Origin of the sequence: Streptomyces sp., from assembly GCF_019510245.1 — a bacterium.
Lineage (GTDB): Bacteria > Actinomycetota > Actinomycetes > Streptomycetales > Streptomycetaceae > Streptomyces.
Genome location: NZ_JAEKKT010000173.1, coordinates 1 through 23,083, shown reverse-complemented (window position 1 = coordinate 23,083; position 23,083 = coordinate 1). Strand labels below are relative to the sequence as shown.

At 71.9% G+C, this 23,083-nt stretch carries 16 protein-coding genes and 4 pseudogenes; 11 read left to right on the top strand and 9 right to left on the bottom strand.

The window, feature by feature from the left end:
- Positions 1–26 precede the first annotated feature (26 nt).
- Complete coding sequence (locus JF597_RS33855; RefSeq protein WP_294004129.1) at positions 27–713, bottom strand: response regulator transcription factor; 687 nt, start codon at positions 711–713, stop codon at positions 27–29.
- An 87-nt stretch (positions 714–800) separates the two neighbouring features.
- Between JF597_RS33855 and JF597_RS33850 the strand changes: the two are divergent.
- The 4 genes and pseudogenes from JF597_RS33850 to JF597_RS33835 all read left to right on the top strand — a co-directional run.
- A pseudogene (locus JF597_RS33850) lies at positions 801–1,211 on the top strand (peptidoglycan bridge formation glycyltransferase FemA/FemB family protein); the annotation flags it as partial.
- Positions 1,211–1,387 (top strand): annotated as a pseudogene (locus JF597_RS33845) (D-alanine--(R)-lactate ligase VanA-Sc); the annotation flags it as partial. The pseudogenes JF597_RS33850 and JF597_RS33845, both read left to right, overlap by 1 nt.
- Positions 1,384–2,077: pseudogene (gene vanX / locus JF597_RS33840) on the top strand (D-Ala-D-Ala dipeptidase VanX). The pseudogenes JF597_RS33845 and vanX, both read left to right, overlap by 4 nt.
- Before the next feature lie 12 nt (positions 2,078–2,089).
- Positions 2,090–2,245 (top strand): DUF6131 family protein, encoded by a 156-nt coding sequence (locus tag JF597_RS33835; RefSeq protein ID WP_294004126.1) that lies wholly within the window; start codon positions 2,090–2,092, stop codon positions 2,243–2,245.
- 28 nt (positions 2,246–2,273) lie between these two features.
- On the opposite strand, the gene JF597_RS33830 is transcribed toward JF597_RS33835, so the two are convergent.
- The 4 genes from JF597_RS33830 to JF597_RS33815 all read right to left on the bottom strand — a co-directional run bounded on the left by JF597_RS33830 (position 2,274) and on the right by JF597_RS33815 (position 5,051).
- Positions 2,274–2,948 (bottom strand): GAP family protein, encoded by a 675-nt coding sequence (locus JF597_RS33830; RefSeq protein ID WP_294004123.1) that lies wholly within the window; start codon positions 2,946–2,948, stop codon positions 2,274–2,276.
- Between the two features lie 109 nt (positions 2,949–3,057).
- Positions 3,058–4,080 (bottom strand): FUSC family protein, encoded by a 1,023-nt coding sequence (locus JF597_RS33825; protein ID WP_294004120.1) that lies wholly within the window; start codon positions 4,078–4,080, stop codon positions 3,058–3,060.
- Positions 4,081–4,155: 75 nt separating this feature from the next.
- Positions 4,156–4,278: a hypothetical protein gene (locus JF597_RS33820; RefSeq protein ID WP_294004117.1), complete on the bottom strand. Its 123-nt coding sequence runs from the start codon at positions 4,276–4,278 to the stop codon at positions 4,156–4,158.
- Positions 4,279–4,340: 62 nt separating this feature from the next.
- Positions 4,341–5,051, bottom strand: a complete 711-nt coding sequence (locus JF597_RS33815) for a DUF4232 domain-containing protein (RefSeq protein ID WP_294004114.1) — start codon at positions 5,049–5,051, stop codon at positions 4,341–4,343.
- Positions 5,052–5,238: 187 nt separating this feature from the next.
- Between JF597_RS33815 and JF597_RS33810 the strand changes: the two genes are divergently transcribed.
- The 3 genes from JF597_RS33810 (at position 5,239) to JF597_RS33800 (ending at position 10,012) form a co-directional block, all read left to right on the top strand.
- Positions 5,239–6,768, top strand: a complete 1,530-nt coding sequence (locus JF597_RS33810) for a helix-turn-helix transcriptional regulator (protein ID WP_294004112.1) — start codon at positions 5,239–5,241, stop codon at positions 6,766–6,768.
- Positions 6,769–6,888: 120 nt separating this feature from the next.
- On the top strand, positions 6,889–9,555 hold the full coding sequence (locus tag JF597_RS33805; RefSeq protein ID WP_294004109.1) for a SpoIIE family protein phosphatase/ATP-binding protein: 2,667 nt from the start codon (positions 6,889–6,891) through the stop codon (positions 9,553–9,555).
- Positions 9,556–9,667: 112 nt separating this feature from the next.
- The gene (locus JF597_RS33800; RefSeq protein ID WP_294004106.1) at positions 9,668–10,012 is read left to right on the top strand and encodes a cupin domain-containing protein; all 345 of its coding nucleotides are present in this window, start codon (positions 9,668–9,670) and stop codon (positions 10,010–10,012) included.
- Positions 10,013–10,076: 64 nt separating this feature from the next.
- On the opposite strand, the gene JF597_RS33795 is transcribed toward JF597_RS33800, so the two are convergent.
- Complete coding sequence (locus tag JF597_RS33795) at positions 10,077–11,759, bottom strand: SpoIIE family protein phosphatase (RefSeq protein ID WP_294004103.1); 1,683 nt, start codon at positions 11,757–11,759, stop codon at positions 10,077–10,079.
- Between the two features lie 94 nt (positions 11,760–11,853).
- The gene (locus JF597_RS33790) at positions 11,854–13,173 is read right to left on the bottom strand and encodes a phosphatase PAP2 family protein (RefSeq protein ID WP_294004100.1); all 1,320 of its coding nucleotides are present in this window, start codon (positions 13,171–13,173) and stop codon (positions 11,854–11,856) included.
- 274 nt (positions 13,174–13,447) lie between these two features.
- Here JF597_RS33790 and JF597_RS33785 point away from each other — a divergent pair, with 274 nt between their 5' ends.
- Both JF597_RS33785 and JF597_RS33780 read left to right on the top strand, forming a co-directional pair.
- Complete coding sequence (locus JF597_RS33785) at positions 13,448–14,794, top strand: S53 family peptidase (RefSeq protein WP_294004097.1); 1,347 nt, start codon at positions 13,448–13,450, stop codon at positions 14,792–14,794.
- Between the two features lie 439 nt (positions 14,795–15,233).
- A pseudogene (locus JF597_RS33780) lies at positions 15,234–16,297 on the top strand (substrate-binding domain-containing protein).
- Between the two features lie 18 nt (positions 16,298–16,315).
- Here the strand turns inward: JF597_RS33780 and JF597_RS33775 are convergent.
- The gene (locus JF597_RS33775) at positions 16,316–17,620 is read right to left on the bottom strand and encodes a hypothetical protein (protein ID WP_294004095.1); all 1,305 of its coding nucleotides are present in this window, start codon (positions 17,618–17,620) and stop codon (positions 16,316–16,318) included.
- 313 nt (positions 17,621–17,933) lie between these two features.
- Complete coding sequence (locus JF597_RS33770; protein ID WP_294004092.1) at positions 17,934–20,216, bottom strand: heterodisulfide reductase-related iron-sulfur binding cluster; 2,283 nt, start codon at positions 20,214–20,216, stop codon at positions 17,934–17,936.
- A gap of 228 nt (positions 20,217–20,444) precedes the next feature.
- Here JF597_RS33770 and JF597_RS33765 point away from each other — a divergent pair, with 228 nt between their 5' ends.
- Positions 20,445–21,464, top strand: a complete 1,020-nt coding sequence (locus JF597_RS33765; protein ID WP_294004089.1) for an MraY family glycosyltransferase — start codon at positions 20,445–20,447, stop codon at positions 21,462–21,464.
- 94 nt (positions 21,465–21,558) lie between these two features.
- The coding region (gene dnaK / locus JF597_RS33760) for a molecular chaperone DnaK (RefSeq protein ID WP_294004086.1) at positions 21,559–23,083 on the top strand (1,525 nt) is incomplete at its 3' end.

The window sequence follows — 23,083 nt, the reverse complement described above, 5'->3', positions numbered from 1 at the left end:
GGCCCCGCCGCCGCGACGGACTCCCCTCACTTTCCCCCGGGGCCGGTCTCCGGCTGCGTGTCGATGCGGTACCCGGTGCCGGGAACCGTCGCGATCAGCCAGGGCTCGCCGAGCCGCTTGCGCAGCGCCGAGACGGTGATGCGCACGGCGTTGGTGAACGGGTCGGCGTTCGCGTCCCACGCCCGTTCCAGGAGTTCCTCGGCGCTGACGACACCGCCCTCGGCGCCGACGAGGACCTCCAGTACGGCGAACTGCTTCCTGGTCAGGGCGACATACCGCCCGTCCCGGTGGACCTCCCTGCGGAACGGGTCCAGCCGCAGTCCCGCGATCTCCCGCACGGGAGGCCTGCTGTGGGCGCGTCTGCGGTCGAGCGCCCGGAGCCTGAGCGCGAGTTCCTGGAGCTCGAAGGGTTTCGTGAGGTAGTCGTCGGCGCCGAGCTCGAAGCCGGACGCCTTGTCGTCGAGGCGGTCCGCCGCGGTGAGCATGAGGATCGGCATGCCACTGCCGGAGGCCACGATCCACCGGGCTATCTCGTCCCCGGACGGGCCGGGGATGTCGCGGTCGAGGACGGCGATGTCGTAGCTGTTGACGCCGAGCAGTTCCAGCGCCGTACCGCCGTCCCCCGCGATGTCGGCGGCGATCGCCGCGAGGCGCAGGCCGTCGCGGATGGCCTCCGCCAGATAGGGCTCGTCCTCGACGATAAGCACACGCATGCCGTCGAGGCTACGAGCCGGCACCTATGGCCGGCGTATCGAAATCCGCATACGCGCCGGCAACACCGCACCGCCTTGGCCGGCGGCATGTCCTACAGCGAACCAGCACGAACAGCGGCCGGTGCGGCAGTCGGGCCGGTGGGCCGGACCGCAGACCGTCGGGAGGGCGCGGGCCGGCGGCTGAGCGTCCGGCCGATCAGCGCCGCCGAGCACCTCGCTTTCGTGCGGGCACAGCGGTCGGGCAGCTTCCTGCAGACCCCGGCATGGGGCCGGGTCAAGACCGAGGGGCGCAGCGAGTCCCTCGGCTGGTACGACGGCCGGCGGCTGGTCGGCGCCGGGCTGGTCCTGCACCGCCCGATGCCGCGGCTGGAGCGGCGCACGCTCGCCTACCTGCCCGAGGGTCCGGTCATCGACCGGACCGGCGAACTCGGCGCGTGGCTCGACCCGCTCGCGGCCCGGCTCAGGGCCCACGGCGCGTTCGCGATCCGGCTCGGGCCGCACGGGTGGACATGTTCCTCACGGAGGACGGGGAAGTGGTCCTCAACGAGGTCAACACGCTGCCCGGCATGGCCTCGTACAGCCGGTATCCGCGGATGATGGCGGCCGCGGGGCTGCCGCTTCGCGACGTGATCGACCGGACGGTGGCGCCGGCACTGACGGGGACCGGCCGGTGAAGGACGGTTTCGTCTTCGTGGACGAGCTGGTACCCGGAATCCGCTGGGACGCCAAGTACGCCACCCGGGACAACTTCACCGGCAGACCGGTGGACGGCTACCTGGCCAACCGAATCGTCGGTACGACGGCTCTGTGCGCGGCTCTGTGCGCGGCTCTGGAGAAGGCGCGGGGCGAGGCCGCGTCCCTCGGGTTCGGGCTCCTGCTCTGGGACGGTTACCGCCCGCAGCGCGCCGTGGACTGCTTTCCGCGCTGGTCGCAGCAGCCCGAGGACGGCCGGACGAAACCGCGGCACTATCCGAAACATCGACCGGGCTCAGATGTTCGAGAGGGGATACGTGGCCGCCCGGTCGGGCCACAGCCGGGGAAGCACCGTCGACCTGACGCTGTACCACCTGGCCACCGGTGAACTCGCTCCCATGGGCGGCGGTCACGACCTGATGGATGCGGTCTCGCGTCACGGCGCACAGGGGATCACGCCGACGGAGGCGCCGAACCGGCGGCATCTGCGCTCCGTCATGGCGGCGGCCGGTTTCGGCTCGTACGAGTGCGAGTGGTGGCACTACACGCTGGACGGCGAGCCCCATCCGGACACCTACTTCGATTTTCCCATCACCTGTTCGAACGGCTCGGGCATGACCCCGGCACTTCGGGGAACCCGGCAAACCGACAGAGGCCGTGGGACGTACTAGGAGGTACGGGTCATGATCGCTCTCGGCATCATCCTGCTCATCGTCGGATTCCTCACCGGCATATCGATCCTGTGGACGCTGGGCATCATCCTGGCCGTCATCGGCGCTGTCTTCTGGATCCTGGGATCCATGGGTCACGCGGTCGCCGGCCGACGTCATTACTGGTGAACGTGACAGCGTTCCCGCATCCCCGTTCTCAGGTGAGGACGGAGATGCCGTCTCCGAGCAGTTTCAGCCCGAGGACGAAGAACAGGACGGCCATCACGGCGACGTTGTGCTGAGCCGCCCACTCCTTCCAGTTGCCGAGCACGGTCCTGGCCCGCTCTCCGCCGACCAGGAAGACGCCCAGCGGGGCCAGCAGGCCGAGGGTGGCGATCACGACGAAGACCGCCAGGGAGGCGATCTGCTGCCCCACCGGCAGGCCGGCCGAGCCGATCGTCGCCCCCGCGGCGATGGTCAGCGGGGCGTTCTTCGCGTTGAGGGCGGCCAGGGCCACGCCCAGGCCGAAGATCTTGACCGGCGTGAGGCCGTCGATCGCGCTCATCCACTTCGGCAGCCGGGCCTGCGAGGGGTCCTTCGGGCGCCGGTGCCACTGCCGGGCACCGAAGAGGACGAGCAACAGGCCCAGGGCGAGCTTGAGGGCTCCCACCCAGGTGGCCGGGTGCTTGTGGGCGGAGGCGTGCGCGGGCGAGGCGATCGCCAGCATCACCGCGCCCAGGACCGCGAGCCCCAGGATCCAGCCGATGGTGAAGAGGACGCCGTTGAGACGTCCCCGGGGGGTGGCGAGGATCAGGATGACGGCGATGATCGGGAGGGGACTGACCGCGACGGCGGCCGCGAAACCCAGTACGTCACCGAGAACTGCGCCCATGGTTGCCTCCGACGTGCTCGGCGCCTCCGCTCTTCTCCATCCTCCGGTGCCCGGCCGGATCTGTCCTCGGGAGCCTGCCGGGCTGCCGGGCCGCACCACGTCGTGAAGGTCAGCTCCGGGCGCCGTCGCAGAGGTCGAGGATCCTGGTGAACGGCCTGCGCAGCACCACTGCCGGCGGCTCCCGGTCCTTCTCGGCGTACCGGGCCAGTCCGGCGCGGGCGGCGTCCGTGTCGGCGCGCGGATCACGCCCCGCGAGGACCGCCTCCAGGGCGCGTCCGGTGGCCTCGGCGACCGGGACGAGGAAGGCCCGGGCCCGGGAGAGCGCCGGGGCGGGTCCGTCGCGCACGCTGAAGAACTCGGTCTCGGCGGCGAGGGAGAGGAGATGGGGCACCGCCCGGACCGCGAGGTCGATCCGCCCGCCCAGTTCGGTCACCTCGTCGCGGTGGCGGCGCCGCAGCGGATTGAACCGCAGGGCCTTCTCCGCCTCCCGGGCCTGGGCCCCGTAGCCGCGCAGCCGGTCCGCCGTCGCCTGCGCCGACGTCCGGTTCGCGCGCGCCGCGTCCGGGGACCCGATCGCGTGCGTGGTGCGCACGAGGCTCTCCGTGAGGCCGTCCGCGCACTCCCGGGTGAGCGCCGCCGTCTCCCTGCGGGGGTTCCGCGGCCAGAGCACCGGCGCGAGAACGGCGGTGACGGCACCGCCCAGCGCGTTCTCCCACAGCCGGGCGAAGCCGTACGACTCCGGCGCGGGGTTGGCGAAGACCAGCAGTGAGGTCACCGCGACCTGCACGTTCAGGGTCGTCCCGGAACTGATGACGGTCCCGCACAGCAGGGCCAGGCCGATCACGACGGCGAGCACCAGCGTGCTCGGCCGGAAGAGGCTGACCACGGTGACGCCCAGGGCCACGCCCGCCAGCACGCCGAGGATCCGCAGCAGCAGGGCCGTCAGGGAGGAGGCGGAATCACCGCGCAGGCACAGCAGCGGAACAATGGCGGCGAACACCGGTGGCTGGTCGGCACCGGCCCACAGCGCCGTCTGCCAGCAGAGCACCGCGATCACCAGGATCCTGGCCGCCGTCGGCCCCTGCGCCCGGAGCCTGCGGCTCACCCGCGCGGCCGGGGAAACGCCCGTCACCTGCTCACTTTAGGCACACATCACGGTCCGACGCGCCGTGGTGACCCTCCGTGCGGACCGGTCCGCCGTTCCGGCCTATCCGCGCCGGCGGACCGCCGCGGCCTCCGGCAGGTGGCCGGTGCCGCCGAGGACGAGGACCTGGAAGGCGGCGCCGACGTAGGCCGTCACGAAGCGGGCGATTCTGCGGGTGCTGCGCATGGTGGGGTGGCCTTTCTGCCGTGGATGGTCCGAGGGCCGGTGCTGCGGGCGGGGGCGGGGCGTCACCAGTTGAGGGCGTCGTCCATCGACTGCTGCCAGTACGTGACCTTGAGCGAGTCGTCGACGTAGACGCCCTTGGCGGGCAGCGACGGGTGGGCGCCCTTGCCGACGCTCTCGTTGCCGGAGCGGCCGTGGAAGTAGACGTCCAGGGAGTTCACGGTGTGTCCGTCGGTGCCGCTGCCGTCGGTGGCGGACAGGCTCACCGAGGCGTACCCGGACTCGCCGGGCTGGAGCGTGACGACCGCCTGCGGCTTCGAGTCCTCGATCGCCGGGGGGACGGACTGGGCCTCGCCGAAGCGGACGGCCGGGTAGGAGTACAGGTAGCAGGTCCTGCTGCCGGTGTTGGTCACCGTGAGCAGCATGTGGTTCACCGGGCGGGTCAGCGGTGCCGCGACCGTCCTGGTGTCGGACCCCTCGCAGGTGACCGGCCGGTCGGCCGGGGCGGGCGCCTTCGAGGCGGCGGCGTCCGCGGCGGACTTCGGCGTGCCGGTGGCGGCCCGGGCCGTCGGGTCGGCGGAGGTGGCGTTCGCGGCGGTGGACCCGGCGGTGGAGGTCCGCGGGGCGGAGGTGGAGTGCGCGGTCGGGGTACTGGCCGCGACGCTCTCGGCGTGGACGCCCGTGCCGTCGCTGCACGCCGTCAGGGACAGCGCGGCGAGTACGACGGTGGTGGCGGCGCCGAGGAGACGGGTGCGGGAGGTGCGGAGGCTGGACATGTGGACGTGCCCCTTCGGTTTTCGGGTGGCGGTGGTGATTGGATGACCGAAGCCTGCGCGGCGATCTGTCCCAACTGCCAGGCATGGCGGGCAGTTGGGGACACTGGAACGCGGAAACGGGCTCCGGCCAGGGCGAACACCGTCGCCCTGGAACGCGGGACTGGAACGCGAGGGGACGGGGGAACGGGTGTCAGGGGCAACAGGGGCCGACGCGACGGAGGCGTTCGCGCTGCTGCTGCGGGAGCTCAAGGACCGCTCGGGACTCAGCTACGGGGTGCTGGCCAAGCGGCTGCACATGAGCACGTCGACGCTGCACCGGTACTGCAACGGCACGGCGGTGCCCGTGGAGTACGCACCGGTGGAGCGCCTCGCACGGGTCTGCCGGGCGACGCCCCAGGAGCTGGTGGAACTGCACCGGCGCTGGATCCTGGCGGACGCGGCACGCGGCAGCAGGACGGACCAGGCCACGGCGACGCCCGCGCCACAGCAGGCCGCTACCCCCGCGCCGCCGCACAGAGCCGACGACGGCGGTGACCGGCCGACCGCCACCGACCCCGGCGCACCGCACGGCGCCGGCTCGACCGCGGTGCACGGAGCCGGCTCGACCGCGGCCCACGGCGCCGACTCCACCGCAGCGCACGGCGCCACCGCAGCGCACGGCGCCGACCCCACCGCACCGCGCGAAGCCGACTCCGAGCCGTCGCGCGGCGCCGACTCCACCGCACCGCACGGGCCCGGCGACGGTGAGCCGGTCGTGGTCGATCTGCCGCGGGGGCCCGCGGCGCCGCGTCGGCGCCGTACCGCGCTGATCGCCTCCGTCGCGGTGGCCGCCGTGCTGGGGGCCGTCCTGTTCGCCGTGAGCCCGTCGCTGGGCGGCCGGAGCGGCGGCGCGGACGACGGGCAGGCGGCCGGGGACGCCGCCGCGGTCACCGGCAGGCCGGACACCGGGAAGACGGCGTCGTCCCGCTCCCCGTCCCCGAGTGCGAACGGACGCAAGCCCTCCGCATCGTCCTCCGCCACCCCCACCGAGTCCGCGGGGAGCGGGACCGGCGGTTCGGCGGACGACGGCAAGCAGGGCGGCGGGGCCCAGGGCGCCGACGGCGGCACCACCGGCACCGCCGTCCCGCTCGCCGTCAACACGCGTCCCTATGTCTACGACGACCCGTGCAGCCAGCACTTCCTCGTCGACAGCGAACCCGCGCAGGTCGGCCCGCCGGCGAGCGAACAGGACGCCCCGCGCTGGGCGGCGGCGTACGGGGCGGTGTCCTCGGGCGAACAGGAGGTCGCCCTCACCGTCCAGGGCACCGGCTCGGAGACCGTCGTCCTGGAGGCGCTGCACGTGCGCGTGCTCAGCAAGGGCGCACCGCTCGCCTGGAACGACTACTCGATGGGCGTCGGCTGCGGCGGTGGCGTCGGGACCAAGTCGTTCGACGTCGACCTCGACAACGGCAGCCCCACGGTCACCGCCAAGAACGGCCAGCGCGACTTCCCGTACAAGGTCAGCGAGTCCGACCCGGAGGTCTTCTACGTCTTCGCCCGGACCAAGGCCCACGACGTCCGCTGGGACCTCACCCTGGACTGGTCCAGCGGCAGCCGCCACGGCACCGTCCGCGTCGACAACGCCGGCACCTCCTTCCGTACCAGCGCCGACGCCGGCCGCCCGGGCTACGACTACCCGCTGGGCGGCAGCGAGTGGATCCCGCGGGAGGGCGGCTGACGGCGCCCGCCGCCGTGCGCTCACGTGCCGTACGAGCCCGGACGCGGAGCGCGCCGGTGCGGTATGCGGATGTGGCGCAGGGGTGATGGAGACATAGCGGTTTGGTGTTATATGACCCCTATGCACCACATGCTCCGGCAGGTGCGCTCCTGGTACGGGATACGCAGCGTTGCCGGTCAGATGTTCCTGCTGCAGGTCGCGGTCGTCCTGGTCGTCGTGGCGACGGCCGTCGCCGCCCTCCTGCTGCAGTCGCGGACCGACGCCGAGCGGGAGGCCCGCAACCGCACGCAGGCCGTGGCCGCCTCCGTCGCCGCGAACCCCACCGTGCGGCAGGCGCTGACCGGCGCCCGTCCGTCCGCCGAGCTCCAGAAGGTGGCCGAGGAGACCCGTCGGCGCGCGCACGTGGACTTCGTCGTCGTGATGAGCCCCAAGGGCATCCGCTACACGCATCCGAACCCCGCCGAGATCGGCCACCGCTACATCGGCAGCATCGGCGCGGCGCAGCGCGGCGGCACCGTCACCGAGACGACGACCGGGACGCTCGGCCCCTCCGTCCGCACCGTCGTGCCCGTGACCACCGCCGCGGGCAAGGTCCTCGGGCTGGTCTCCGCCGGCATCACCGTCCACCGGGTGAGCCTGGCGGCGGCCCGGCAGATGCCGCTCGTCCTCGGGGGCACGGGGCTGGCGCTCGCGGCCGCCACCGGCGGCACGGCACTCGTCGGCAGGCGCCTGCGCCGCCAGACGCGGGGGCTGGGACCGGTCCAGATGACGCGCATGTACGAGCACCACGACGCCGTTCTGCACTCGGTGCGCGAAGGCGTCCTGATCGTCGACCCGGGGGGCCGGCTGCTGCTGGCCAACGACGAGGCGCGGCGCCTGCTGGGCCTCGCGGCCGATGTGGACGGCCGGTCCGTCACCGACCTGGGGATCGCCCCCAGGGCCGAGGAGCTCCTCGCGTCCGGCAGGGCGGCCACGGACGAGGTGATCGAGGTCGGCGACCGGCTGCTGGCCGTCAGCCAGTGCCCCATGGACGCGCCCCGCGGACCGGGCGGCTCGGTCGCCACCCTGCGGGACACCACCGAACTCACCGCGCTGACCGGCCGGATCGAGGTGGTCCAGGAACGGCTCGCACTGCTGTACGACGCCGGGCTGCGCATCGGCACCACCCTCGACGTGACGCGCACCGCCGAGGAACTGGCGGAGTTCTCCGTCCCCGGATTCGCCGACTACGTCACCGTCGACCTGGCCGACACCGTGCTGAGCGGCGGGGAAACGGACGAGGCGGGCGTGGCGGAGCTGCGCCGGGTCGCCCTGCACGGCATCCGGCAGGACGTGCCGCTCCGCCCGCCCGGCGCGCTCATCCACTTCGACCCCTTCACCCCGCAGGGCGAGGGTTTTGGTTCCGGGCGGATGGTGCTGGAGTCCGACCTGGCGGCCTTCTCCGGCTGGCAGGCCCAGGACCCCGACCGGGCGCGCCGGCTGGTGGCCTACGGCATCCACTCCATGATCTCCGCCCCGCTGCGGGCCCGCGGCGTGATCCTCGGCGTGGCGACCTTCTGGCGTTCCAAGGAGCCGACCGCCTTCACCAGGGAGGACCTCTCGCTCGCCGAGGAGCTGGTCGCCCGCGCGGCGACCAGCATCGACAACGCGCGCCGCTTCACGCGGGAGCACACCATGGCGGTCACGCTGCAGCGCAGCCTCCTGCCGCACGCCCTGCCGGAGCAGAACGCGGTCGACGTGGCGTACCGCTACCTCCCGGCGGGGGCGGGGCTCGGCGGCGTGGGAGGCGACTGGTTCGACGTGATACCGCTGCCCGGGGCGCGCGTCGCCGTCGTGGTGGGCGACGTCGTGGGGCACGGACTGCACGCCGCCGCCACCATGGGCCAACTGCGCACCGCCGTGCACAACTTCTCGACGCTCGACCTGCCGCCCGACGAACTCCTCTGGCACCTCGACGAGTTGGTCACCCGCATCGACCAGGACCGGGACGGCGAGCACGGCACCAGCACCCTCACGGGCGCCACCTGCCTGTACGCGATCTACGACCCGGTCTCCCGGGTGTGCACGATGGCCAGGGCGGGCCACCTGGAACCCGTCATCGTGTCCCCGGACGGCGACGCGCACCTGCCCGGCGTACCGGTGGGGCCGCCGCTGGGGCTGGGCGGCATGCCCTACGAGGCGGGCGAGGTGCTGCTGCCCGAGGGCAGCGGCATCGTGCTCTACACCGACGGCCTGATCGAGGACCGGCGCGAGGACATCGACGAGGGCATCGAGCGCCTGCGCCGGGCCCTGGCGGTGGCGGGGCGCACGCCGGACCAGATGTGCCAGGCGGCCATGGACGCCATGCTGCCCGGGGCGTCCCGGGACGACGTGGCCCTGATCGTCGCCCGCACCCGGGCGCTGGACGACAGGCACACCGCGTACTGGACCGTGCCCGCCGATCCGTCGGCCGTCGCCGGGGTCCGGGCCGCGGCCACCGAGCTGCTGCGGGACTGGGGCCTGAAGGAGGAGGCGTTCACCCTGGAGCTGATCCTGAGCGAGCTGGTCACCAACGCCATCCGGCACGCGACGGGCCCCGTCGGCGTACGCCTCATCCACGACCGCTGCCTCATCTGCGAGGTCTCCGACGGCAGGAGCGTCTCCCCGCACCTGCGCCGGGCCGCCACCATGGACGAGGGCGGCCGCGGCCTCTTCCTGGTGGCCCAGTTCGCCGACCGCTGGGGGACGCGCTACACCCCCGCCGGAAAGGTCATCTGGACCGAGCAGTGGCTCGGCACGGGGCCGTGAACCGGCACGGCGCCGTCGGCGGACCGGCCTCGCGCGGAGGTTGCGCCCGCGGTCCCGGGCAAGAAGTATGCCCAGCGGTCGATGTTCCGCGATCGAGACCGGAGGCGGTGCGGTGGGCAAGCCCGAGCTGGAGTTCCATGTCCCCGGCGGACCGTGGCGGACCCCGGCCGGCGCCGGTCCGGGGGTCGAGGAGCGCGTCCTGGCCGACGACCCCGAGCACGGGTCCCGTACCGCGCTGGTCCGCTGGGCCCCGGGCACGGACACCTCGGCGGACGGGGTGACCCGCCACGACTTCTGGGAGGAGGTCTACCTCGTCGAGGGCGCCCTGCACGACCTGACGCTGGACCGGACCTTCACCGCCGGCATGTACGCCTGCCGTCCGCCCGGCATGCCGCACGGCCCCTGGACCGCGCCGGACGGCGTCACCATGCTGGTGATCACCTACCCGGCGTCCTGACCCGCGAGCAGCGCCTCGGGCCTGGGCCCCGGGGGCCCCGCATCCGCACGGACCGGGCGGCGCCTCAGCACCGCGTGTGCCGTACGGCCAGGAGAGCCACGTCGTCGTCGTTGTCCGGCGGGCGGGCCCGGGCCAGCAGCTGGTCCGTGAAGGACTCCAGCGGGCGCTGGGCGAGGGCCGCGGCATGGCGTCGCAGGCGGTTCATGCCCTCGTCCAGGCCGTGCCGGGGGGACTCGACGAGGCCGTCGGTGTAGAGGAGCAGGGTCGCCCCGGGCGGCAGCTCCGCCGTCGCGTCGGGGCGGACCCGCTCGGGCGTGACGCCCAGCAGGATGCCGTGCCCGTCGGTCAGGTACCGGGCCACGCCCTCGCGGGTGACCAGCAGCGGGGGCGGGTGGCCGGCGTTGGTCCAGGACAGCTCGCAGCGGCCGGCGCCGATCTCCGTCATGCGGGCGAAGACCAGCGTGGCGATGGAGACCTCCGCGATCTCCCGCGTCGCCTGGTCCAGCCACTCCACGATCTTGCTGGGCGGCTTCTGCTGGGACAGGGCGTACGCGCGGAGCATGTTGCGCAGCTGGGCCATGCCGGCCGCCGCGTCCAGGTCGTGGCCGACCACGTCGCCGATGGCGAGCGCGGTGGCCCCGTCCGGCAGGGTGAACGCGTCGTACCAGTCGCCGCCGACCTGGGAGGCGTCCGGGGCGGGCAGGTAGCGGGCGGTCATGTTGTGCATGGGCGAGTGCGGGAGCTTGGGCAGCAGATGGCGCTGCATGGTCTCGGCGACCTTGCGCTGGCGCTGGTAGAGGCGCGCGTTCTCCAGGGCGAGGCTGGCCCGGCGGGCGATGTCCTCCAGCAGGGCCACCTCGGTCGCGGTGAACCGCTCCGGCTGCTCGGCCCGGCCGAGGGTGAGGGCGCCCAGCACCTCGTGCAGGCTGCGCAGCGGGACCACGACCGCCGCGTGCATCCCGGTCACCGCGAACAGGTGCCGCTGCTCCACCGCGATGCCGGAGTCGGGCGGCCCCTGGTAGGTCTCCGGACCGGCGAGGGAGGACGCGACGCCGCGCAGGGCGCGGGACAGCGGCATCGGCGACTCCTGCGGCACCGGTGGCATGGGCCCCTGGAGGTCGTCCCGGAACACCACGGTGCCCCCCTCGGCATGGGCGACGGCGAAGCGCCACACCTCGCCCTGCTCCTGGATCAGGTCGATGACGGCCCAGTCGGCGAGGCGCGGCACCACGAGGTGGATCAGGCGGCGCAGCGCCTCGTGGATGTCGAGGGTGGAGGTGAGCAGGGTGGTCGTCTCGGCGAGCAGGGCGAGCCGTTCCAGTTCGGAGAGCCGCCCGCCGGCCGGCGGACGCTGGGCGGGGCGCCCGGCGCGGCCGGAGGGGTGGAAGAGGACGAGCGTGGCCGACGGGGTGAGGCCGATGTCGCAGGGGGTGGACAGCCACGCCACCGGCAGCAGCGTCCCGTCGCCGCGCTCCAGCCACTCGTCGCCGCCCTGGTCCGTGTGTCCGGCGAGGATGCTGGCCCGGATCCGGCACTGGGCCCTCGGCACCGGCTCCCCGCAGCTGTTGCGGTGCAGCAGGTCGTGGGCGTCCTGGCCGACGAGACCGGAGGCGGGCCGGTCGAGGAGCTGTTCGCCGCGCGTGTTGACGGCGACGATCGAGCCCTGTTCGTCCGTGAGGTAGGCGCCCGCGCCGAGGGCGTTCAGCGCCCTGGCGACCGCCTCCCGGGCACCATCGGAACGCGCCATGGCCTGCCTCCCTCACCGGGGAAAACGCCTCGGACCCCGCTGCCCGCCGAGTTCCCCCGGGGGGCCGCGGTGATACGCGGCCGCCCGCGCCGCTTCAGACGAGCTCGGGGTGCGGGGCCGGCCGTCGCGCCGCCGGCTCGGTCCGTGGGTCCCAGCGGTTGACGGTCCGCACGTAGTGGTGGACCACCGAGGCCGCCGCCAGCACGAGCAGCGGACCGGCCACCCAGGGGTGGGTGGCCATCTCCAGCGGCAGCCAGCGGTAGGAGGCCAGGAGCGCGACGAAGACCGTCGTGCCGTGGGCGACCAGCCGGATGCCGGAGCGGTCCAGGTCGCGGTCGAACGTGCGCAGGCCCGCCTCGACCGTGAGCGCGAACACCGCGCCGGCGAGGAGGTCCGCGCCGTAGTGGTAGCCGAAGCCCAGCGTCGCGGCGACGGTGGCGGCCAGCCAGAACGTGCCCGCCCAGCGCAGCGCCCGGGGGCCCCGCCGGGAGTGCACGAAGATCGCGGTGGCCCACGCCGTGTGCAGGCTGGGCATGCAGTTCCGCGGGGTGAAACCGTCGTACGGCACGGGGTGCGGGGCGGTGATCCGCGGCACCGTGCGCGGCCACAGGTCGGGTGCCGGCCAGTGGCCGTGCGGCGGCCGCTCCGGCCAGAGGCTGACCGACGCCCAGTGGTCGGCGCCGGTGCCGTAGGCGAAGACCGGTCCGACCACCGGGAAGATCATGTAGACGGCCGGTCCGAGCAGGCCTATCACCAGGAAGGTGCGGACCAGGTGGTGGCGCGGGAAGCGGCGGTCGGTCGCCACGCCGCGCAGCTGGTAGAGCGCGACGGCGACCGCGGCCACGGCGAGCTGGCCGTAGACGACGTCGAGGAGGTTGAAGCCGACCGGGCCGGTGGCGGTGACGATCCGGCCTGCCAGCCACGACGGGTTGCCCAGGGCGTGGTCGGCGGTGGCCACGTACTGGTCGAGCACCGTCGGACGGGTCTTGGAGGTGATGAGCAGCCAGGTGTCGCCGGTCTTGCGGCCGGTCACCAGCAGCAGGCCGAGACCGACGCCCTTGAGCAGCAGGACGCGTTCCGGGCCGGTGCGGCGGGTCACGGCGACGACCGCACAGCCGAGCAGCACCCACAGGGCGCCGTTGCCGAACGGCTGGCCGGGGGCGACCTCGGCACCGGTCGCCCACCGGCCCGCCGCGAAGGCGAGGTCGATGCCGATCGCGGCGCCGAGGGCGGCGAACCGCTGCCGCCAGGTGAGCACCACCATCGTCAGCGCCAGCCCGGCGTAGAGCAGGAAGCCGGACTTGGGGGCGCATATCACCTCGCGGGCCTGGTTGGTGAGCGGCCCGGGCAGGCCGTAGTGACGTGCGGCCGCCTCCAGTGCGACGAGGAACGCGAAGGCCGTGGCAGCCGCCACGGCCCAGGGTCTCAGTGGTGTGTGTCTCAAGTCCCGGCCGATTTGCTAGAGGTTGGGGAAGGGTGAGGTCCTGTTCGACGAGGGAAGACGGAAAGACCGCTACCGGGGTTCCAGCTCTGTTCTCGACGGCTCGAAGGCTAATCGCGGGATAACGCAGGGTAAAGGGTTCGGCATTGTCGGTTCAACACACTTGATCTGTGCATGACTCCTCCGGTGGGATGCGCGAAGACCACTCCGAGATCACTTCGTGAGACTCCGTACCCCAGGGGGATCCATGCAGACAGCCCGCACCGGGCGGGGCGTCGCGGCTGCCACGTCCGTCGCCGCTCTCGCGGCCACCGCGCTCACGGCCGCCGCGCCCGTCGCCGCACCGCACACCCTCGCGGTACCGGCCGTCGTCGGGCACACCCTGGCGCACCGCGTGAGCAGCCCGCTCTCCGACGCGCAGTGCCAGGCCAAGTGGCAGATCAACTGCTACACCCCGCTCCAGTACCGCACCGCGTACGACCTGAACGCCCTCTACCGCAAGGGCGTCACGGGCAAGGGGCGCACCATCGTCATCGTCGACTCGTACGGTTCGCCGACCGTCCAGCACGACCTCGACGTCTACAGCAGGCAGTTCGGGCTGCCCAGCACCAAGGTGAAGGTCGTCAAGTGGGGGCACGTGCCCGCCTTCGACCCCAAGAACTCCGACATGACCGGCTGGGCCGGCGAGACCACCCTGGACGTCGAGATGGCGCACGCGGTGGCGCCCGCCGCGAAGATCGTCGTCGTCGAGACGGCCGTCTCCGAGACCGAGGGAACCACCGGTCTGCCGGAGATGATGAACGCCGAGAAGTACATGATCGACCACGGTGTCGGCGACGTCATCAGCCAGAGCTTCGGCGCCACCGAGAACACCTTCCCCGGCTTCGCCAAGGGCGACTTCTCCAGCATCAAGAAGCTCCGGTACGCCTTCCAGGACGCGAACCGCAAGCACGTCACCGTGCTCGCCGCCTCCGGCGACGGCGGCGCCACCGACCTCCAGGCGGACGGCAAGACGTACTACAAGAAGCGCGTCAACTCCTGGCCCTCCTCGGACCCGTTGGTCACCTCCGTCGGCGGCACCCAGCTCCACCTCGACGACAAGGGCAACCGCGTCAAGCCGGACAGCGCCTACAACGACTACGGCTCCGGCGGCGGCGGGCAGTCCCACGTGTTCACCCGCCCGTCCTTCCAGAACGGCGTGAAGAAGGTGGTCGGCACCCGCCGCGGCACCCCGGACATCTCGATGTCCGCCGCGGTCGACGGCGGCGCCTGGATCTACTCCAGCTTCGACCCGACCGCCACCGGCTGGGACGTCAGCGGCGGCACCAGCGAGGCCACCCCGCTCTTCGCGGGCATAGTCGCCCTCGCCGACCAGGCCGCGGGCCACCGGCTGGGCAACATCCAGAAGCGGCTGTACGACCTCTCCTCCTACCGCTCCAAGCTCACCGGCATCGTGGACGTCAACGACGGCACGGACAACAGCTACCAGGGCGTGACCGGCTACAAGGCGGTCAACGGCTACGACCTCGCCACCGGCGTCGGCACCGTGGACGCCCTGCGCTTCGTCCCGGCCCTCGTCAAGCAGAAGCCCTGACACCCACCGCCACCGCACGGCAAACGGCCCGGGTCCCGCACCCGGGCCGTTTGCCGTGTCCGGCCGTAAGCGCTTCCTGAGATGCCTTGAGATCTCGTCCGGTCGGCACGGTGACTGTGAAGGCGAGGTAGCAACTGCGAAGACCTGGTGAAGTCCGGGGCGTGGGCGGCCCGTTGCCCGCCAGGGCTGCCATCCCTCCCCGATCCCTGGCCCCTCTGCCCTTCCCAACTCCCGCTCTGCTGGCCTGAACTGGTAGAACGGCCTTCCATCGGGTGCCGTCGGGCGGCGTGCGGCGCGGCTGTCAACTGCCGTGTTGTCCATACGTCTTGACGTATCCGGCCGCGGCGCGTTTGCTTCGTTCACACCATCGGTTGCGCATGACGCTCCCCCCACCCGGAAGGCGCCTGATGTGAGCGTTCCCATCCTCCGCGGGATCCCCCTGCCCCGCCTCGCCATCACCCTGGCCGCCTCCGCGTCCGCCCTCGCGCTCAGCGCGTGCGGCGTCGTCGACGGCATCGGCGGGAGCGGCGACTCCGCGTCCGCGAAGAAGGGCGACGACATCACGGTCGGGCTGCTGCTGCCCGACAAGGACACCGCACGGTTCGAGAACTTCGACCGCCCCATCATCGAGAAGGAGGTCGCCTCCCTCACCCACGGCAAGGGCAAGGTCGACTACGCCAACGCCGAGGCGAGCCCGGCCACCCAGAGCCGGCAGTTCCGGCAGACGCCAAGGCCATCGCACCGGACGTCCGGAAGGCGAAGGCCGCCGGCATCCCCGTCATCGCCTACGACCGGCTCGCGCAGGGCCCGATCGACGCGTACGTCTCGCACGACAACGAACTCGTCGGCGAGGTCCAGGGCCGCGCCATCCTCGGGGCGCTCGGCGGCAGGGCGGCGACCAGCGAGGTCGTCATGATGAACGGCGACCCCGCGGACCCGAACACGGCGAGTTTCAAGAAGGGCGCCCTCGGCGAGCTGAAGAACAAGGTCCGCATCGCCGAGGAGTACGACACCGACAAGTGGTCGCCCGCGGTCGCCGGGGCGAACATGAAGAAGGCGATCCGGGCGGTGGGCCTGAAGAACATCGCCGCCGTCTACTCGGCCAACGACGGCATGGCCGGCGCCGTCATCGACACGCTCAAGGCGGCGGGCGCCACCACGATCCCCCCGGTGACCGGGCAGGACGCGAACCTGGACGCGGTGCAGCGGGTCGTCTCGGGCGAGCAGTACATGACCGTGTACAAGTCGTTCCTCGACGAGGCCACCGACGCCGCGCAGATGGCGGTGTACAAGGTGCAGGGCCGCGACATCCAGTACGACGCGCTGGCCCAGGACAAGGTCGACAGCCCGACCGAGAAGGACGTCCCCGCGACGCTCGTCCCGGTGGTCGCCCTCACGAAGGACAACATCAAGGACACGGTGATCGCGGACGGCGTCTACACCGTCGCCCAGATCTGCACCCCGAAGTACCGGTCGGCGTGTGCCGCGATCGGACTCGAGTAGCGGGCCGGTGATGTCGGCCTACCCCCAGCCTTCGGCCGCGGGCTGTTCGGTGGCGAGGAACTCCGTCACGGCCAGGGCGAACAGCAGGCACAGGGCGATGCCGACCACGACCCAGCCGGTGGGGTAAGGCCACAGGAGGTAGACCAGTACCGCCACGGCCACCAGGACCCAGGTGATCCAGACGCGGAAGCGGCGGACGAAGGGGCCGACCGGCCCGGTGCGCAGCCCGGCGCGGTCGGCGGTGCCCCGTACCGCGCCGATGCCGGACGCCCACAGGCCCCGGACCAGCCCGGCGTACCGGCCGGGGCCGGAGAGCCAGGCGGCCAGGGCGACGACGACGGCCAGGGCCACCACCACGCGCACGCCGGTGCGCAGGAAGTGGGTCAGCGCGTCGTACACGGCGGCCGCCGCGCCCGGGGAGACGCCGGCGGGCAGCCGGTCCAGGTAGAACACGCGGAACACGCGCAGCCCGATGCCGAGCAGCCCGGTGGTGACGGCGACCGCGAGGCAGCCCGCCACCAGGGCCCGGCGCCGCCGTACCGCGAGCAGTACCCCGGCGGCGACCAGCAGCACGGCCAGCACGGGCAGCCAGTTCCCGGCGAGCTGCAGCAGCCGTACGTAGGTCTTGACCTTGCCGACCTGGTCGGACCTGGCCAGGGTGAAGTCCGTGTGCACGGCGGGGATGTGCTCGGCGGGGGTCAGCCCGGCGTCGACGAGGCGCTGCTTGACCTGGTCCACGACGGGGCCGATGTCGAGGGTGACGCTGTCGTTCGTCAGCTGCACCGCGCCGCCGCCGCTGCCGGTGAGGGCCTTGTCGAGGCTGCTGTGGATCCGGCGGTTGGCGTCGGTCCAGACGGTCCGGAACGCGTCGGACGCGGCGACCTGGCGGGCCTTGTCGTGGACGAAGCTGCGGACGGCCCCCTCGAGCGCGTCGCCGAGTCTGCCGCCCAGCGCCTGCTGCAGACGGGGCCGGTCCGCGGGGGCCACGTCGGCGAGCAGGGCGGGCAGGTCGAGGTGGGACATGAGGGCGTCGGTGGCCCGGTTGGCCACGGCGTTCTGCACGTCCGCGTTCGAGGCGAGCGGGGCGACCGTGCTGACGTAACGGTCGGTGTCACCCACCTGGTCGGCCGCCCACGAGGCGACCACGGCGAGCGGGGCGAGCAGGCAGCCCACCAAGATCAGGACGGCGGCGAGCAGCGACCTGGCGTGGTGCCGGGGCGGCCGGGCCCGTTCGCTCTCCAGGGCCGCGACCCGGGCCCGCAGTTCCCGCACGTCGTCGGACCGGTCCCCGGCACCGCCGCCGTGCGCGCTGTCCTCCGTCACCCGTACCTCCCGCTCGATCCGGCCCTTCCTGCCAGCCGAACCGCCCCGGCGCGCGCCCGCGAGCAGGAGAGGGCCGTCCGGGGTACGGACGCGTCCGGCCGGCCTCCGCACGGGCGGGAGGCGAAGGCCGCTCGGACGCCGGACGACGACACCTGCTCGGCGCGATCGCTCCGGTGCGGCAGCCCGCGGCTTCGAGTAAGGCGACCGGTGGCCGGCGTCCGGGCGTACGGGGCACCTGGTGCAGTCCCGCCCCGCACACACGACGGCGCCCCGTGCCCGGTGAGGGCACGGGGCGCCGTGACGGCCGTGCGGACTACTTCACCGGCTCCGGCTCCGGCTCGCTCTCCTGCTCGGCGGCGCCCGCCGGGTCCACCGGGGTCTTCACCGAGTCGAGGAGCAGCTGGGCCACGTCCACCACCTGGACGGACTCCTTGGCCTTGCCCTCGTTCTTCTTGCCGTTGACCGAGTCGGTCAGCATGACCAGGCAGAACGGGCAGGCGGTGGAGACGATGTCGGGGTTGAGGGAGAGGGCCTCGTCGACGCGCTCGTTGTTGATGCGCTTGCCGATCCGCTCCTCCATCCACATCCGCGCACCGCCGGCGCCGCAGCAGAAGCCGCGCTCCTTGTGGCGGTGCATCTCCTCGTTCCTGAGACCCGGGACCTTCGCGATGATCTCGCGCGGGGGCGTGTAGATCTTGTTGTGGCGGCCCAGGTAGCAGGGGTCGTGGTACGTGATGATGCCCTCGACCGGGGTGACCGGGACCAGCTTGCCCTCGTCCACCAGGTGCTGGAGCAGCTGGGTGTGGTGGATGACCTCGTAGTCGCCGCCGAGCTGCGGGTACTCGTTGCCGATGGTGTTGAGGCAGTGCGGGCAGGTGGCGACGATCTTCTTGGCCGACCTGGGCTTCTTCGACTCCGCCGTGACCTTGCCGTCGTCGTCCAGCTCCTCGCCGAACGCCGTGTTCAGCGCCATGACGTTCTCCATGCCGAGCTCCTGGAACAGGGGCTCGTTGCCCAGGCGGCGGGCGGAGTCGCCGGTGCACTTCTCGTCGCCGCCCATGATCGCGAACTTGACGCCCGCGATGTGCAGCAGCTCGGCGAAGGCCTTGGTGGTCTTCTTGGCGCGGTCCTCGAGGGAGCCCGCGCAGCCGACCCAGTACAGGTACTCGACCTCGGTGAGGTCCTCGATGTCCTTGCCGACGACCGGGACCTCGAAGTCGACCTCCTTGAGCCACTCCAGGCGCTGCTTCTTCGCCAGGCCCCAGGGGTTGCCCTTCTTCTCCAGGTTCTTGAGCATCGTGCCCGCCTCGGACGGGAACGCGGACTCGATCATCACCTGGTAGCGGCGCATGTCGACGATGTGGTCGACGTGCTCGATGTCCACCGGGCACTGCTCGACGCAGGCGCCGCAGGTGGTGCAGGACCACAGCACGTCCGGGTCGATGACGCCGTTCTCCTCGGCGGTGCCGATCAGCGGCCGCTCGGCCTCGGCGAGGGCCGCGGCGGGCACCTGGGCGAGCTGCTCCTCGGAGCCCTTCTCCTCGCCCTCGGCGGTCTTGCCGCCGCCGGCCAGCAGGTAGGGCGCCTTGGCGTGCGCGTTGTCCCGCAGGGACATGATCAGCAGCTTCGGGGAGAGCGGCTTGCCGGTGTTCCAGGCCGGGCACTGCGACTGGCAGCGACCGCACTCGGTGCAGGTCGAGAAGTCGAGGAGGCCCTTCCAGGAGAACTGCTCGACCTGCGAGACGCCGAAGACGTCGTCCTCGCCCGGGTCGGTGAAGTCGATCGGCTTGCCGCCCGAGGTCATCGGGAGCAGCGCGCCCAGCGAGGTCTCACCCGTCGCGTTCCGCTTGAACCAGATGTTCGGGAAGGCGAGGAAGCGGTGCCAGGCGACGCCCATGTCGGTCTTGAGGGCGACCACGATCATCCAGATGAAGGAGGTCGCGATCTTCAGGCCGGCGAAGAAGTAGGTGAGGTTCTGCAGCGTGGAGACGTCCATGCCCCGGAACCAGGACACCACCGGGTACGAGATGAAGAACGACGCCTCGTAGGAGTCCACGTGGTGCTGTGCGCCCTCCAGCGCGTGCAGCGTGAAGATGCAGACGCCGACGATCAGGATGACCGTCTCGACGAAGTACGCCTGGCCGAAGTTGGAGCCGGCGAAGCGGGACTTGCGGCCCGGCCGGTTCGGCTTGCTCAGTTGGCGGATCGCGATCAGCACCAGGATGCCGAGCACCGTCATGGTGCCGATGAATTCGACGAAGACGTTGTACGGCGCCCAGTCGCCGATGACCGGCAGGATCCAGTCGGCCTGGAACAGCTGGCCGACGGCGTTGACGATCGTCAGGAGGAGGGAGAAGAAGCCGACCGCGACGAACCAGTGCGCCACGCCGACGATGCCCCAGCGGTTCATCCGGGTGTGGCCGAGGAACTCCCTGACCACCGTGACGGTCCGCTGGACGGGCTCGTCGGTACGGGTGCCGGCGGGCACGTTCTGGCCGAGCCGCATGAAGTTGTAGATCTGCAGGACGGCGCGGGCGAACAACGCCACGCCAACCACGATCAGAACCAGCGACACGATGATCGCGGCGAGTTGCATGGGGGCTCCTCGGGCCTGCGAGGGGTGGTCTCTTCGGGTCTCTTCGCAGAGGGTTCCCGAAATTACTAAGCGGTAACTTATGCAGTTCGTTCGAGACTACCCGCATCTTTACCCGCACTGTAGCCAGGTGCGGGGTGATCTGGATCGCTGAGGTCCGCCTGGGCGGTACGCCCCAACCCGATCGTGTTATTCGTACATAATTGTTACATTTAGGTCTAATTTGGACCCGTGCTCTACGGGATCGTCGCCGCCACCACCGCCTTCCTGCTCGCCGCCTTCCTCGCCGCGCTGATCCGCCCGTGTGCCCTGCGGCTCGGGCTCGTCGACCGGCGGCGGACCCGGCGGGTGCCCGCGCTGGGCGGGCTCGCGGTGGTCGGTGCCACCTGCCTGGTCGCGTTCGCCGGCGACTGGACCGGGGTCGCCCCGCTGGGCACCGGCGTCGGGGAGCTGGTGGCCGCCGGGGGAGCCGTGGCGCTGCTCGGGGTGGTCGCCGACGTGTGGCGGCTCAAGACGCGGTTCCTGCTGTTCGGTACGGCGGTGGCGGCCGCGTGCGTGGTGCCGTACGGCGAGTTCGGGATCGTCGGCGGGGTGCTCGGCGCGGGCTGGATCGCCTTCGTCGCCGTCGCCTTCAAGGGGCTCGACCACGCGGACGGCCTGGCCGGGACCGTCGGGGTGGTGACCGCCTTCGGGGTCGGGGCCTGCGCCGCCGCCGAGGTGATGGACGGGCTCGCCGTGCTGCTGAGCGTGCTCGCGGCCGCGCTCACCGGCTTCCTGCTCCACAACTGGGCTCCCGCGCGGATCGCCCTCGGCGCCACCGGCTCGCTGTTCACCGGGTTCGTGCTGGCCGCGGCCGCGCTGGTCACCCGGTCCGGCTACGACCCCGCGGCCAGCGCGGGCGTGCTGTTCGCGCTCACCGCCGTGGCGAGCGCCGACGTCCTGCTCGTCGTGCTGTCGCGGCTCCTCGCCGGGCGCCCGGTGCTGCGGCGCGGGCCCGACCACCTCGCGCACCGGCTGCGGCGGCTCGGGTTCACCTCGCAGCGGGCAACCGTGGTCCTCGGCGTCGCGTCCTTCGCCGCGGTACTCGTCGCGGTGCTCGTGCACGGCGGCTGGGTCGGCCGGACCGGCGCCACCTGCGTCGCCTGCGTCACCTTCAGCATCGTGCTGCTACTCCTTCGGGTGCCGGTGTACGGGCCCAGGAACGCCGTATCGACGCAGGTCAGCGGGCACTTGCGTGTAAGGAACGGATAAGACTTGAGTCTGCTCCACTCAGGTCTGTTGACCCCGGGCGAGGCTTGATGCATACTTGAGTCCGTTCCACTCAAGTCAGCTGGAGGAAATCACCATGGCACGTGCGGTCGGCATCGACCTGGGCACGACTAACTCCGTCGTCAGCGTTCTTGAAGGCGGCGAGCCCACCGTCATCACCAACGCCGAGGGTGCCCGGACCACGCCGTCCGTCGTCGCCTTCGCGAAGAACGGCGAGGTTCTGGTCGGCGAGGTCGCCAAGCGCCAGGCGGTCACCAACGTGGACCGGACCATCCGGTCCGTGAAGCGTCACATGGGCACCGACTGGAAGATCCAGCTGGACGGGAAGGACTTCAACCCCCAGCAGATCTCCGCCTTCATCCTGCAGAAGCTCAAGCGCGACGCCGAGGCCTACCTGGGCGAGAAGGTGACCGACGCGGTCATCACCGTCCCGGCCTACTTCAACGACTCCGAGCGCCAGGCGACGAAGGAGGCCGGCGAGATCGCCGGTCTGAACGTCCTGCGCATCGTGAACGAGCCCACCGCGGCCGCGCTCGCCTACGGCCTCGACAAGGACGACCAGACGATCCTCGTCTTCGACCTCGGTGGCGGCACCTTCGACGTGTCCCTCCTGGAGATCGGCGACGGCGTCGTCGAGGTGAAGGCCACCAACGGCGACAACCACCTCGGTGGTGACGACTGGGACCAGCGCGTCGTCGACTACCTGGTCAAGCAGTTCGCGGCCGGCCACGGTGTGGACCTCGGCAAGGACAAGATGGCCCTGCAGCGCCTCCGCGAGGCCGCCGAGAAGGCCAAGATCGAGCTGTCCTCCTCCACGGAGACCTCGATCAACCTGCCCTACATCACCGCCTCCGCCGAGGGCCCCCTGCACCTCGACGAGAAGCTCACCCGCGCCCAGTTCCAGCAGCTGACCGCGGACCTCCTGGAGCGCTGCAAGACGCCGTTCCACAACGTCATCAAGGACGCCGGCATCCAGCTCGGCGAGATCGACCACGTCGTCCTCGTCGGCGGCTCCACCCGCATGCCCGCCGTCGCCGAGCTCGTCAAGGAGCTGACCGGCGGCAAGGAGGCCAACAAGGGTGTGAACCCGGACGAGGTCGTCGCCATCGGCGCCTCGCTCCAGGCCGGTGTGCTCAAGGGTGAGGTCAAGGACGTCCTGCTCCTCGACGTGACCCCGCTGTCCCTCGGTATCGAGACCAAGGGCGGCATCATGACCAAGCTCATCGAGCGGAACACGACGATCCCGACCAAGCGGTCCGAGATCTTCACCACCGCCGAGGACAACCAGCCCTCCGTGCAGATCCAGGTGTACCAGGGCGAGCGCGAGATCGCGGCGTACAACAAGAAGCTCGGCATGTTCGAGCTGACCGGTCTGCCGCCGGCCCCGCGCGGTGTCCCGCAGATCGAGGTCTCCTTCGACATCGACGCCAACGGCATCATGCACGTGACCGCGAAGGACCTCGGCACGGGCAAGGAGCAGAAGATGACCGTCACCGGCGGCTCCTCGCTGCCGAAGGACGAGGTCGACCGGATGCGCCAGGAGGCCGAGCAGTACGCGGAGGAGGACCACCGCCGCCGCGAGGCCGCCGAGACCCGCAACC